Source organism: Streptomyces sp. NPDC101194 (assembly GCF_044767885.1).
GTDB lineage: Bacteria > Actinomycetota > Actinomycetes > Streptomycetales > Streptomycetaceae > Streptomyces.
Map to the genome: position 1 here is coordinate 1,221,208 of NZ_JBIWOS010000002.1, position 13,790 is coordinate 1,234,997.

At 70.3% G+C, this 13,790-nt stretch carries 7 protein-coding genes; 3 read left to right on the plus strand and 4 right to left on the minus strand.

What is annotated here, in order from left to right; all coding sequences use genetic code 11:
* Window positions 1–23 precede the first annotated feature (23 nt).
* Window positions 24–3,017 (plus strand): FxSxx-COOH system tetratricopeptide repeat protein, encoded by a 2,994-nt coding sequence (gene fxsT / locus ACIRP2_RS12270; RefSeq protein WP_404249080.1) that lies wholly within the window; start codon window positions 24–26, stop codon window positions 3,015–3,017.
* 98 nt (window positions 3,018–3,115) lie between these two features.
* On the opposite strand, the gene ACIRP2_RS12275 is transcribed toward fxsT, so the two are convergent.
* The 4 genes from ACIRP2_RS12275 to ACIRP2_RS12290 form a co-directional block, all read right to left on the minus strand.
* Complete coding sequence (locus ACIRP2_RS12275; RefSeq protein ID WP_404249082.1) at window positions 3,116–6,952, minus strand: multifunctional oxoglutarate decarboxylase/oxoglutarate dehydrogenase thiamine pyrophosphate-binding subunit/dihydrolipoyllysine-residue succinyltransferase subunit; 3,837 nt, start codon at window positions 6,950–6,952, stop codon at window positions 3,116–3,118.
* A gap of 257 nt (window positions 6,953–7,209) precedes the next feature.
* Window positions 7,210–8,286 carry an ATP-binding protein gene (locus ACIRP2_RS12280; RefSeq protein WP_404249084.1) on the minus strand — a complete coding sequence of 359 codons (1,077 nt, stop codon included), beginning with the start codon at window positions 8,284–8,286 and terminating at the stop codon, window positions 7,210–7,212.
* Window positions 8,283–9,020 carry a response regulator transcription factor gene (locus ACIRP2_RS12285; protein WP_014154105.1) on the minus strand — a complete coding sequence of 246 codons (738 nt, stop codon included), beginning with the start codon at window positions 9,018–9,020 and terminating at the stop codon, window positions 8,283–8,285. Before ACIRP2_RS12285 ends, ACIRP2_RS12280 begins: the two co-directional genes overlap by 4 nt.
* Window positions 9,021–9,240: 220 nt before the next feature.
* A complete protein-coding gene (locus ACIRP2_RS12290) occupies window positions 9,241–9,936 on the minus strand; it encodes a spermidine synthase (protein WP_404249086.1) in 696 nt (231 codons plus the stop codon).
* Between the two features lie 330 nt (window positions 9,937–10,266).
* Here ACIRP2_RS12290 and ACIRP2_RS12295 point away from each other — a divergent pair, with 330 nt between their 5' ends.
* Together ACIRP2_RS12295 and lon are read left to right on the plus strand one after the other, a co-directional pair.
* On the plus strand, window positions 10,267–11,121 hold the full coding sequence (locus ACIRP2_RS12295; RefSeq protein WP_404249088.1) for a rhomboid-like protein: 855 nt from the start codon (window positions 10,267–10,269) through the stop codon (window positions 11,119–11,121).
* A gap of 199 nt (window positions 11,122–11,320) precedes the next feature.
* Window positions 11,321–13,753, plus strand: coding sequence for an endopeptidase La (lon, locus tag ACIRP2_RS12300; protein WP_404249090.1), 2,433 nt, complete (start codon window positions 11,321–11,323; stop codon window positions 13,751–13,753).
* The last annotated feature ends 37 nt before the right edge of the window (window positions 13,754–13,790 follow it).

Below are 13,790 nucleotides of genomic sequence, written 5' to 3' on the forward strand. Positions count from 1 at the left end.
CATCGAGGCAGGGAGACGGTTGAATGCCCGGAACGCGTAAGCAAGTTGGAGCAACCGGGGCGCAGACCGTCACCATCAGTTCCGCCGGTTTCAACCGCGCCTGGGCGGCGTGGATCGCGGACCGTCTGGAACGGCGTGGCGTGACGGTGGTCCAGCAGCGCTGGGACCCCCCGGTGGAGACTCCGCTGGAGGAGACCCTGCGGGACCTGACCCTGTCCCGGGGCCAGGTCCTGGTGATCCTCAGCGACTGGTACTTCCAGCTCGGACCCCGTAGCCACGACGAGTGGAACAGGGCCCTGCGCGAAGTCGTCGCCCCTGATCCCGACCGCTTCGCCGCCGTCTCCGTCACCACCTCCGCGCTGCCCGGGGCCACCGCCGTACTCGGCGCGGCCGACCTGACCAACGTCGGCGCCGACGAGGCCGAACGACGGCTGCTGACCCGCCTGGGCCTGCCCACGGACCCGCTGCCCGCCTCCGCCGAGACCCGGCCGGGCCCCCGGTACCCGGCCGACACCCCCGAGGTGTGGGGCGGGGTACCGCGCCGCAACACCCGGTTCACCGGGCGCGAGGAACTGCTCAACAAGGCGTACCAGGCCCTCCAGGACGCCGGAACCGGCGCCGGGGTCGTGACCCTGTACGGCATGTCCGGCGTCGGCAAGACCCAACTGGCCGCGGAGTACGTCTACCGCTTCGGTTCCGAGTACGACGTGGTCTGGTGGGTACCCGCCGACCGGCGTGCGCTCTACCGCCAGAGGCTCGCCGAACTCGCCCCCGAACTGGGCCTGTCCACCGGGGTCGAGTACGGCGAGCGGCTGCGCGCGGTACGGGACGCGCTGCGCCGCGGCGAACCGCACTCCCACTGGCTCCTCGTCCTCGACGGCGCCGACGAGCCCGAACACATCTGGGACCTCGTGCCGACCGGTCCCGGGCACGTCCTCATCACCTCGCGCAACCCGGAGTGGGGCGAGCACAACAGCAACCTCGTCGAGGTACCCGTCTACAACCGGGACGAGTCGGTCGCCTTCATCAGGCGCCGCGCCCCGCGCCTGACCCCTGCCGAAGCGGACCGACTCGCCTACACGCTCGAAGACCTCCCGCTGCTCCTCGACCAGACCGCGGGCTGGCTGAACGACTCCGACCTGTCGGTCGAGGAGTACATCGAACTCCTCGAAGGCGGCATCGACCAGGACGTCGTCAAGGTCTCCGCGGACTTTCCGCTCGCCTTCCAGACCGCCTGGTCGATACTGCTGAACAAGCTCAAGGACACCGTCCCCGAGTCCGTCGATCTGCTCCGCCTGTGCAGTTTCTTCGCACCCGGCTCCATCCCCGTGCGGCTGCTGAAGGACATGCCCGCCGGTGAGCTGCCGGAACAGGTCTCCGGGCTGATGAACGACCCGCTGCTGTGGAACAAGGCGATCGGCCAGCTCCGCCAGTACTCCGTGGTCCGGCTGGAGTCCCACGAATCGGCCGTCGACGAGGCGTCGTCCGGCGAGTCGCTCTACATGCACCGCATGGTCCACCAGATCGTCGGCCACGACATGACGGAACGGGACCGCCGGGAGTTCATCGACGTGGTCCGCCGGGCTCTCGCGGCCGCGGACCCGGGCAGGCCCACCGACACCCGGCTGTGGCCCGCCTACGCCGAGATCACCCCGCACCTGAAATGGGCCGACGTGCTCAAGAGCACCGACCCGGCGGTGCAGACCCTGGTGCTCAACTGCCTGCGCTACATGTACCTCTCCGGGGAGTACCGGGCCGGCATCAAGCTGGGCGAACGCGCCATGAAGGCATGGCGGGAACTGCTCGGTGAGGACCACCCCAGGATCTGGGACCTCAGCTACCACTACGCCAACCTGCTGCGGGCCGTCGGTGACTACGCCGGTACGGAAGCGATCGAACGCGCCGCCGTGGACCATCTGCGCACCGAGCGCGGCGTACAGGACCTGGAACACCTGCGCGCCGCCGGAGGCCTCGCCGCCGACCTGCGGGGCCTCGGCCGGTACGACGAGGCACTGGAGATGTCCGGCTGGGTCCTCGCCGCCTACCGTGAACTGCTGGGCGACCAGGACTCACGCACGCTCAACGCCCAGAACAACCTGGCCGTTTCACTGCGGCTGCTCGGCCGCTACCAGGAGTCGCTGGAGCTCAACCAGCGGACTCTGGAGGCCCGTCGGCAGTTCCTGGGCCAGCGTCACAACTGGACCCTGTCCTCCCAGACCAGCTACGCCACCGACCTGCGGCTGCTCGGCCGCTACGGCGACGCGCTGTCGCTCCAGAACCAGAGCGTCCGGGTGCACCGACTGGTCCTGGGCCACGACAATCCGCAGACCCTGCGAGCCGAGTACAACCTCGCGCAGTGCCAATACCGCTCGGGGGAGCGCGCCACGGCCTCGGCCCTGTTCACCCGGGTGCTGGAGCGATGCGAACGGGTGCTGGGCGAGGGCGACCCGCTGACCATGATGTTCGCGGCCGGCCAGAGCTGCTTCGCCCGCGAGCACGCGGACATCGACCAGGCCAGGGGCATAAGCGAGAAAGTCGTCGACGGCTATGTGAACATGCTCGGCGAGGACCACCCCTTCGTGGCGGGAACCCGGGCCAACCACGCCCTGATCCTGCGCAACGTGGGCGAGCGCGACCACGCCCACGCACTGCTGGAAGGGGCCCTCGCCGCGTTGACACAGGCCGTTGGCGAGTACCACCCCTGGACCCTGGGGTGTGCCATCAACGCCTCGGCGCTGCGCAACCTGGTGGGGGACCCGGAAACCGCGGCCGAGCTGACGGACGCGGTCATCACCCGGGCCACCGAGACCCTCGGCCGGACCCACCCGTTGACCCTCTCCGCCCGGATCGCCCACGCCGCGGACCTGCGCGGCGTCCGGGAGCGGCAGCGGGCCGAGAAGGTCGAGAACGAGGCGCTGGGCGACCTGGCGACCACCCTCGGCGCCCAGCACGTCCATACGGTCTCGGCCCGCTCGCGCAACCGCCCGTACTGGGACTTCGAGCCCCCGACCGTCTGAGACGGGGCGCTGCCCGCGCACCGGCGGCGCCCGCACACCGAAGGGCCCGGCCCCGCGAGCGATGCGCGGGACCGGGCCCTGGTTCGTACAGCAGCGGGTCAGGCGTCGAAGACCTCGGCGACCAGCTGGGCCTGCTCGGCCTGGTGGCGCTTGGCGGAGCCCACCGCGGGGGACGAGCTGTGCGGGCGCGAGATGCGGCGCAGACGCTCACCGTGCGGGACGTCGGCGCCGACGGCCAGGTCCAGGTGGTCGATCAGGTTCAGGGCGATGAACGGCCAGGCGCCCTGGTTGGCCGGCTCCTCCTGGGTCCAGAGGTACTTCTCGGCGTTCGGGTACTTGGCGATCTCGGCCTGCAGCTCGGCACCCGGCAGCGGGTACAGGCGCTCCAGACGGATGATCGCGGTGTCCGTGACGCCACGCTTCGTACGCTCGGCCTCCAGGTCGTAGTAGACCTTGCCGGCGCAGAAGACGACCTTGCGGACGTCGTCCGCGTTCACCGAGTCGTCGCCGATCACCGGGCGGAAGCCGCCGGTGGTGAACTCCTCCACCTTCGACGCGGCCGCCTTGAGGCGGAGCATCGACTTCGGGGTGAAGACGATCAGCGGCTTGTGGTGCGGGTTGTGCACCTGCCACCGCAGGAGGTGGAAGTAGTTCGACGGCAGGGTCGGCATGGCGACCGTCATGTTGTTCTGCGCGCACAGCGTGAGGAAGCGCTCCGGGCGGGCGGACGAGTGGTCCGGGCCCTGGCCCTCGTAACCGTGCGGCAGCAGCAGCGTGACGCCGGAGGTCTGACCCCACTTCTGCTCGGCCGAGGAGATGAACTCGTCGACGACGGTCTGCGCGCCGTTGACGAAGTCACCGAACTGGGCCTCCCAGATGACCAGCGACTCCGGACGGGCCAGCGAGTAACCGTACTCGAAGCCCATCGCCGCGTACTCGCTGAGCAGCGAGTCGTAGACGTTGTAACGGGCCTGGTCGTCGGAGAGGTAGAGCAGCGGGGTGTAGTCCTCGCCGGTCACCTGGTCGACGAGGACCGCGTGACGCTGGCCGAAGGTGCCGCGGCGGGTGTCCTGGCCGGCGAGCCGGACCGGGGTGCCCTCCATCAGCAGCGAACCGATGGCCAGGGTCTCGCCCATGCCCCAGTCGATCGTGCCGTTCTCCACCGAGGCCGCGCGACGCTGCATCTGCGGCATCAGACGGGGGTGGACGGTGATCCGCTCGGGGATGTTGACCTGCGACTCCGCGATGACCTTCACGACCTCCTGGGAGACCGCGGTGGTCACGGCGACCGGGAACTCGGGCTGGACCTCGGGGGTCTGCGCCGGAGCCGGCAGCGAGGTGGCCTCGCGGACCTCCGCGAAGACCTTCTCCAGCTGGCCCTGGAAGTCCTGGAGCGCCTGCTCGGCCTCTTCCAGCGTGATGTCGCCGCGACCGATGAGGGACTCGGTGTAGAGCTTGCGCACCGAGCGCTTCTTGTCGATCAGGGTGTACATCTGCGGGTTGGTGAACTCCGGGTTGTCGCCCTCGTTGTGACCGCGGCGGCGGTAGCAGATGAGGTCGATCACGACGTCCTTGTTGAACGCCTGCCGGAACTCGAAGGCCAGCCGTGCGACCCGGACGACGGCCTCGGGGTCGTCACCGTTGACGTGGATGATCGGCGCCTCGATCATGCGCGCCACGTCGGTGGCGTACATCGAGGAGCGCGAGGACTCCGGGGCGGCGGTGAAGCCGACCTGGTTGTTGATCACCACGTGCACGGTGCCGCCGGTGCGGTAGCCGCGCAGCTGCGACATGTTGAGCGTCTCGGCGACGACGCCCTGGCCCGCGAAGGCCGCGTCGCCGTGGAGCGCGACCGGCAGGACCGTGAAGTCCGTGCCGCCCTTGTTGATGATGTCCTGCTTGGCGCGGGCGATGCCCTCCAGGACCGGGTCGACCGCCTCCAGGTGCGAGGGGTTGGCGGCCAGCGAGACCTTGATCTGCTCGCCGTCCAGACCGGTGAAGGTGCCCTCGGCGCCCAGGTGGTACTTCACGTCGCCGGAGCCGTGCATCGACCGGGGGTCGAGGTTGCCCTCGAACTCGCGGAAGATCTGCGCGTACGACTTGCCGACGATGTTCGCCAGCACGTTCAGCCGGCCGCGGTGGGCCATGCCGATGACGACCTCGTCGAGGCGGGCCTCCGCCGCGGAGTCGATGACCGCGTCGAGCAGCGGGATGACGGACTCGCCGCCCTCCAGCGAGAACCGCTTCTGGCCGACGTACTTGGTCTGCAGGAACGTCTCGAACGCCTCGGCGGCGTTGAGGCGGCGCAGGATGCGCAGCTGTTCCTCGCGCTCGGGCTGCTGGGCGCGCGGGCGCTCCACCCGGTCCTGGAGCCACTTGCGCTGCTTCGGGTCCTGGATGTGCATGAACTCGATGCCGGTGGTGCGGCAGTACGACTCACGCAGCACACCGAGGATGTCGCGGAGCTTCATCATCGACTTGCCGGCGAAACCGCCGACCGCGAAGTCCCGCTCCAGGTCCCACAGGGTGAGGCCGTGCTCGGTGATGTCCAGGTCGGGGTGCTTGCGCTGGCGGTACTCCAGCGGGTCGGTGTCGGCCATGACATGGCCGCGGACCCGGTAGGAGTGGATCAGCTCGAAGACCCGCGCGGCCTTGGTCACGTCGTTGTCGTGCGAGGCGTCGATGTCCGTGAGCCATCGGACCGGCTCGTACGGGATGCGCAGCGACTTGAAGATCTCGTCGTAGAACTCGTTCTCGCCGAGCAGGAGCTGGGCGACGATCCGCAGGAACTCGCCGGAGGCGGCGCCCTGGATCACCCGGTGGTCGTACGTCGAGGTCAGCGTCATGACCTTGGAGATGCCCAGCTTGTTCAGGGTGTCCTGGGAGGTGCCCTGGAACTCGGCCGGGTAGTCCATCGCGCCGACGCCCATGATGAGGCCCTGTCCGGGCATCAGGCGGGGCACCGAGTGCACGGTGCCGATGCCGCCGGGGTTGGTCAGCGAGGCGGTGACTCCGGTGAAGTCGTCCATGCCGAGCTTGCCGTTGCGGGCGCGGCGGACGATGTCCTCGTACGCCTGCCAGAACTCGAAGAAGTTGAGCGTCTCGGCCTTCTTGATGGCCGCGACGACCAGCTGGCGGTCGCCGTTCGGCTTCACCAGGTCGATGGCCAGGCCGAGGTTGACGTGCTCCGGCTTGACCAGGGTCGGCTTGCCGTCCTTCAGCGCGAAGGAGTGGTTCATCGTCGGCATGGCCTTGAGGGCCTGCACCATCGCGTACCCGATGAGGTGCGTGAAGGAGATCTTCCCGCCCCGGGCGCGCTTGAGGTGGTTGTTGATGACGATGCGGTTGTCGAAGAGCAGCTTCACCGGAACGGCGCGGACGGACGTGGCCGTCGGCAGCTCCAGCGAGGCGTTCATGTTCTTCGCGACGGCGGCCGACGGGCCGCGCAGCGTCACGTACTCGGGGCCGGCCGGGGCCTCGGTGGCGGGCGCCGCCGCGGGCTTGGCCGGGGTCTCGGCGGCCTGTGCGGGAGCGGCCTGTGCGGGCGCGGCCTTCGCCGGAGCTGCCGGAGCAGCGGCGGCGGGAGCGGCCTGTGCGGGCGCCGGGGCCACGGGCGCGGTGGTCTTCGCGGCCGGAGCCGGGACCTGCGCCGGGGTGGCCCGGGGCGCGGCTGCCGGTGCGGCGGCGGCCGGGGTCACCGCAGCCCCCGCGGCTGCGGCGCCGGGAACGGGCTTGTCCGCCGTGCCGGACGTACCCGGCTTGTAGTCGGCGAAGAAGTCCCACCAGGCGCGATCGACCGAATTGGGGTCCTGGAGGTACTGCTGGTAGATCTCGTCGACGAGCCACTCATTGGGGCCGAAAGCCGCGGCCGGGTCGGAACCCGGGCCGGCTTGGTCGGTCGAGATGCTCGAGTTACTGGGGGACTGAGACGACACGGCGGCAACCGCCCTCTTCCGCTTCACAAGGTGATGGACAGCGGAAATCAAGGCTACGCCTCCCCAGCCGTTCCATGCAGGCGGGGCCGCTCTTCGTCGTGCAAGTCACATCGGAAGGCGGGTTTCGGCGCAGGAAATGGCGGGAAACAAGCATGGTTCCGCTTCACTCCGGGTACGCGGGACCGCGGCTACGACCCCTTGGACCGTACCCATTGAAGGGAACGCGCAGAACGTGCCCTTCCGGTTCGAACCCTATGTCAACCTCGCGGTTGCGGGATCCCCGGAAGAGTGACCTGGATGCGGCAGCCGCGAGCGGATTCGGCCACACCGATCCGTCCGCCGTGCAGATCCACCGCCCAGCGGGCGATCGCCAGGCCCAGCCCCGTACCGCCGTCGCTGCCGGGACCGTGCGGGGAGGGCACCTCGCCGCGGTTGAAGCGCTCGAAGACCCGGTGCCGCTCCGACTCCGGGATGCCCGGACCCTCGTCCAGGACCTCCAGCGCCAGGGACTCCGGCCCGGCGCCCCGCCGGGCCAGCACCGTGACCCGGCCGTGCGGCGGGCTGTGCTTGACAGCGTTGTCGACCAGATTGGCCACCACCTGGTGCAGCCGTTCCGCGTCCGCGTGCGCGGTCAGCTCGGGCGGCGACACGTCCAGATGCAGATGCACGTCCGTGCGGGTGTGGTTCCCGGAGCCGGAGGGCAGCCGGCGGTGCGAGGCGGCGAGATTCGCCTCCTTCAGCACACCCGACAGATACGGCCACACCTCGAAGCGGCGGGCCCTCAGCGTGACCACCCCGTTGTCCAGGCGGGACAGGTCCAGCAGGGTCTCCACCAGCCTGCCGAGCCGCTCGGTCTGCTTCAGCGCCGTGCGCATCGTCTCGGGATCGGCCGAGGACACCCCGTCCACGACGTTCTCCAGTACGGCCCTCAGCGCCGCGATGGGCGTCCGCAGCTCGTGCGACACATTGGCCACCAGCTCCTTGCGGTGCCGGTCCACGGCCTCCAGGTCGTCCGCCATGCGGTTGATCGTCTGGGCCAGGTCGCCGAGCTCGTCACGCCGGTCGGCGCCGCTCACCCGTCTGGTGTAGTCGCCGTGCGAGATGGACCGGGCCACGGTCGTCATCTCGTCCAGCGGTGCCGTCAGGCCGTGTGCCACGAACTGGGTGATCAACAGGGTCGCGATCACCGAGAACACCGTGATGAAGCGCAGCTCGGTCCTGGTGCGCAGGGCCACCATCAGCAGCCCGGTGGTGATGAACACCGACACCACCACGAGGGTGCCCAGCTTTGCCTTGACCGAGAAGGGACGCAGTCCGGAACCGGGCCGGGTCATGGCGCAGGGGTCTCCAGGGCGTAGCCGACACCGTGCACGGTACGGATCCGCTCCGCACCGATCTTCCGGCGCAGCGCCTTGATGTGGCTGTCGACCGTGCGGGTGCCGGAGGCGTCCGCCCAGTCCCAGACCTCGGCCAGCAGCTGCTCCCGGGAGAGCACCGCGCGCGGCGTGTTGGCCAGGCAGACCAGCAGGTCGAACTCGGTCGGCGTGAGGTGGACGTCGTCGGCGCGCACCCGGACCCGGCGCTGCGCGTGATCGATCTCCAGCTCGCCGAGGCGCAGTATGCCGCTGCGCGGTGTGACCGCGGCCAGCGCCGCGCGCTCGACCCGGCGCAGCAGGACGTGCACCCGGGCCGCCAGCTCGCGCATCGAGAACGGCTTGGTCATGTAGTCGTCGGCGCCGACCCCGAGGCCGACCAGCATGTCGGTCTCGTCGTCCCTGGCGGTCAGCATCAGCACCGGCACCGGCCGCTGGGCCTGCACGCGACGGCAGACCTCCAGTCCGTCGAAGCCGGGGAGCATGATGTCGAGCACCATCAGGTCGGGCTGCCACGCCTCGGCCGCGTCCACGGCCGCGGGCCCGTCGAGTGCGGTCTGCACCAGAAAGCCCTCGGCCCGCAGCCGGGCGGAAATGGCATCGACGATCGTGGCGTCGTCCTCGACCACCAGCACCCGGCGCTGCGCGCCCGGGGTGGCCGCGACACCGTTGTGGGTGGTGTGTGTCTGTTCCATCGCCCCGCCCCTGCCCGCTCTCACGGGGGCCATTCCCCCGGACACGCGGTCTTCGCTTGTGGATGTCATGGGTGATCCCGTCACCGGTCAGCAGCGTAAAGGCAGCGGACTGCTCTCGGCTACGCAGGGTGTAACGGCTTCGACCCAATGAAAGTGGCGGAGTGTCGGCCTTGTGGCGCTTGGCCCCGGGCGTTCGGGGGGTGTGGACGCCCGGTGGGGACTATCGGTCTGTCCGAAGTGCGAGATGAACCACGTCCGGAACACCTCGGGCAACACTGACCTCTTCGGTTCTTACCTCACCGAATCCGGCATTCCGCAAAGCTTGTTCGAACTCGACGGACGGTTGTGCGGACCACACTGCGAGAACGCCGCCGGGTGTCAGCCGTTCCCGGCAGTCCGCCAGTCCGGCGGGGGAGTACAGGCCGAGGTTGTCCTCGGTGACGGTCCAGTCCGGTCCGTTGTCGATGTCCAGGCACAGAGCGTCGTAACGTTCCGTAGTCGTGTGCAGGTACGAGACGAGGTCCGTCGTCAGGATCGCGGTCCGCGGATCGGCGAGCGCCGCCTCGGAGATCGCGGCCAGTGGTCCCTCCCGGTGCCAGTCCACGATCGCCTGCTCCCGTTCGACGACGGCGATCCGCCCCCACCGCGGCTCGGCGGCGGCCCGGACGAGGGAGAAGCCGACCCCGAGACCCCCGATGAGTACCGCCGGGGCCGTCCGCTCGGCGGGCAGCGCGGCCAGCGCCGCGTCGATCAGAAGCCGCTCGGAACGCCCGTCCGAGGTGTCCATCAGGAAGCACCCGTTGGCGATGATCTCGAAGTCGTCGCCCCGCTCCCGCAGCACGACCTCGCCGTACGGGCCTTCATGGCGGTCGAGCGTGACGGGGGCGAGGGCGTCGGGGCCGTGGATGTGGGGCATGGCGCGGATCTCCGGTGCGTGGCGGACACGGTCCTCCCCATCCTGTCCGGTCGGCGCGGTCGGCGGCCAGCGGATTGCCCGGCCCATGCCGGGAGGTGCGCGCCGGCGGGGCGCCGTCCCGGGCCGCGGGGCTGCGCTGTCGAGGAACACGCCCCTCGGGGAGCGTAAGCGCATATAAGAGGACGGCAGAACGGCGTGATCGACGCCCGGTGCGAAGCGATCACCCATTTTCGGCCACCTTGTGTGGCTCACGCCATGGACGACGTGGGGAAGGATCGCGGAGGGTAGGAAGTTGTTTTGGGGGGCTTGTACGGAAAGGGGCCTCGCGCGGTGCATCAGGGTACGGACAGAGTGGCCGGCGAGGAACACCACGAGGCGCAGCCGCTCGGCGCCATACCGCGTCAGCGCCGCAAGGAGGAGAGCGCCCCTCCTCCGGCCCGGCAGGCCCCGAAGGGCCGCGAGGCAAGCGAGGCACGCGAGGCGCGCAGGGCGCGCCGCCTGCTGCGGCTGCTGCCGACACCCACCGGTACCCCGTTCACCTTCGGTTATCTGCTGGTGCTCGTCGGTACGTCCCTCTTCATGGAGTTCGCCGACCAGGACACCGTCTCCGCCGTCCTGCGCGAATCGAGCACGGATGTCGCACATCTCGGTGAGACCCCGCTGCTCGTCCTGGTCGCCAGCGCCCTCTGGGTCGTCGGAGGGCTCACCTCGCCGTACGTCGTCGGCTTCGCCCTCGTGCTGACCGCCCTGGAGCGCCGCATCGGGGGGTGGCGCACCGCCGGGGTGTTCCTGCTCGGCCATGTCGTGGCGACGCTCGCCACGGAGATCCCGGTCGGGCTGTCCGTGGTGGCCGGTCACCTGCCGGAGTCCTCGCTGCACCGGCTCGACTACGGCATCAGCTTCGGGCTGATGGCGAGCGTGGGAGCCCTCGCCGGGCTGCTCGTGCCGTGGCCGCGGGTTGTGGTGCTCGGCGGCGTCGGCGCGATGCTGCTGCACGATCTGTTCGAGCTGAGCAGCCCCCTCGCCGACTGGGGGCATCCGCTGGCGCTGCTGCTGGGCGTGGCCTGCTGGCCGCTGTTGCGCCGGGTCGTCGCGGCCCGGGGCGTGGTGACCAGGGGCGCGGGGCCTTCTCGCCGTGCGCCGCGGGGTGTTCGGCTGCGGGCCAGGGCGCCGGATCGTCGATGAGCAGGTGCCGACGGAGCTGTCGACGACCTCCCGTGGGACTGAAGCGGAGGCGCGCGGGGTTCACCACGTACGGGTCGGGCCGGATCCGTGTGCGGCGGGTACGTCGGTGATCGCTCACAGCGAACACGCCTCGGGGAACAATGGGCGGCTCAGGAGCATTGAGTCTGCATAGCTCAACTTGACTGCCGAAGGGGAGATCATGGCTACCGAGTCCAATGCGGTCACTCCGCTCGCCCTGCCCGTGCTGCCGCTCGACGACGAGGTCGTGCTGCCCGGGATGGTGGTGCCTCTGGACCTGTCCGACACCGATGTGCGCGCCGCCGTGGAGGCCGCGCAGGCCGCGGCCCGCGAGGGCGGCGGCAAGCCCGAGGTGCTCCTGGTGCCGCGGATCGACGGGACGTACACCGGCACCGGTGTCATCGGCACCGTCGAGCAGGTCGGACGGCTTTCGGACGGAGATCCGGGCGCGCTCATCCGCGGCCGTGGCCGGGTACGGATCGGGGCCGGGACCAGTGGACCGGGGGCCGCGCTCTGGGTGGAGGGGACCAGGGTCGACGCGGTCGTCCCCGACCCGCTCCCCGGAGCCGCCGCCGAGCTGGTCAAGGAGTACAAGGCACTCGCCACCAGCTGGCTGAAGAAGCGCGGGGCCTGGCAGGTCGTGGACCGGGTCCAGCAGATCGAGGACATCTCCGCGCTCGCCGACAATTCCGGATACTCACCCTTCCTCACCACTGCCCAGAAGGTGCAGCTCCTGGAGACCGTGGACGCGGTCGCCCGGCTCAAGCTCGCCATCCAGTGGCTCGGCGAGCACCTCGCCGAGCAGGACGTCGCCGAGTCCATCGCCAAGGACGTCCAGGAGGGCGTCGACAAGCAGCAGCGCGAATTCCTGCTGCGGCGCCAGCTCGAAGCCGTACGCAAGGAGCTCGCCGATCTCAACGGGGGTCCTGGCTCCGGCGCAGACGAGTCCGACGACTACCGGGCCCGCGTCGAGGCCGCCGACCTTCCCGAGCACGTCCGCGAGGCGGCGCTCAAGGAGGTCGACAAGCTGGAACGTTCCTCCGACCAGAGCCCCGAGGGCTCCTGGATCAGGACCTGGCTCGACACCGTCCTCGAACTGCCCTGGACGGAACGGACCGAGGACGCGTACGACATCCGGGGCGCCCAGGAGATCCTCGACGCCGAGCACTCCGGGCTGCAGGACGTGAAGGAGCGGATCACCGAGTACCTGGCGGTCCGCAAGCGGCGTTCCGACCGCGGCCTCGGCGTCGTCGGCGGACGGCGCGGCGGTGCCGTGCTGGCACTGGTGGGTCCTCCGGGCGTGGGCAAGACCTCGCTCGGCGAGTCCGTCGCGCATGCCATGGGACGCAAGTTCGTCCGCGTCGCGCTCGGCGGTGTGCGGGACGAGGCGGAGATCCGCGGCCACCGGCGTACCTACGTCGGCGCCCTGCCGGGACGCATCGTGCGGGCCGTCAAGGAGGCCGGCTCGATGAACCCGGTCGTCCTGCTCGACGAGATCGACAAGGTCGGCTCGGACTTCCGGGGCGACCCGGCCGCCGCCCTCCTCGAAGTCCTCGACCCGGCCCAGAACCACACCTTCCGCGACCACTACCTGGAGGTCGAACTCGACCTCAGCGACGTCGTGTTCCTGGCCACGGCCAACGTGCTCGAAGCCATCCCGGAGGCGCTGCTGGACCGGATGGAACTGGTCCGGCTCGACGGCTACACCGAGGACGAGAAGGTCGTCATCGCCCGCGACCACCTGCTCCCGCGCCAGCTGGAGCGGGCCGGTCTGGAGAAGGACGAGGTGACGCTCGACGAGTCCGCGCTGCGCAAGCTGGCCGGTGAGTACACCCGTGAAGCGGGCGTACGGAACCTGGAGCGGGCCGTCGCCCGGCTGCTCCGCAAGGTCGCGGCCCAGCACGAACTGGGCGACCGGGAGCTTCCGTTCACGGTCACCGAAGCGGATCTGCGCGGCCTGATCGGACGGCCGCACCACGTCCCGGAGTCCGCCCAGGACCCGGCCGAGCGCCGGACCTCGGTGCCGGGCGTGGCCACCGGGCTCGCGGTGACCGGAGCGGGCGGCGACGTGCTGTTCGTGGAGGCGTCGTTGGCCGACCCGGAGACCGGGGCCTCCGGACTGACCCTGACCGGCCAGCTCGGCGACGTGATGAAGGAGTCCGCGCAGATCGCGCTGAGCTTCCTGCGGTCGCACGGCGCGGAACTGGAACTGCCGGTCGCGGACCTGAAGGACCGCGGAGTGCACATCCACTTCCCCGCGGGCGCGGTCCCCAAGGACGGCCCGAGCGCGGGTGTCACGATGACGACGGCACTGGCCTCGCTGCTCTCCGGACGACTGGTCCGTACGGATGTGGCGATGACCGGTGAGGTCTCGCTGACCGGACGGGTGCTGCCGATCGGCGGCCTGAAGCAGAAGCTGCTGGCCGCGCACCGGGCCGGGATCACCACCGTGGTGATCCCGAAGCGGAACGAGGCCGACCTGGACGATGTTCCGGCCGAGGTCCTGGACACCCTGGAGGTCCACCCGGTGACGGACGTCCGCCAGGTGCTGGAGATCGCCCTCGCGCCGGTCTCGGCGGCCCGGCCCGAGGAGAGGATCCCGGCCGCGGCGTAGCCGCCACGGCGTGACGGACGTGGCACCACGTGCGCGA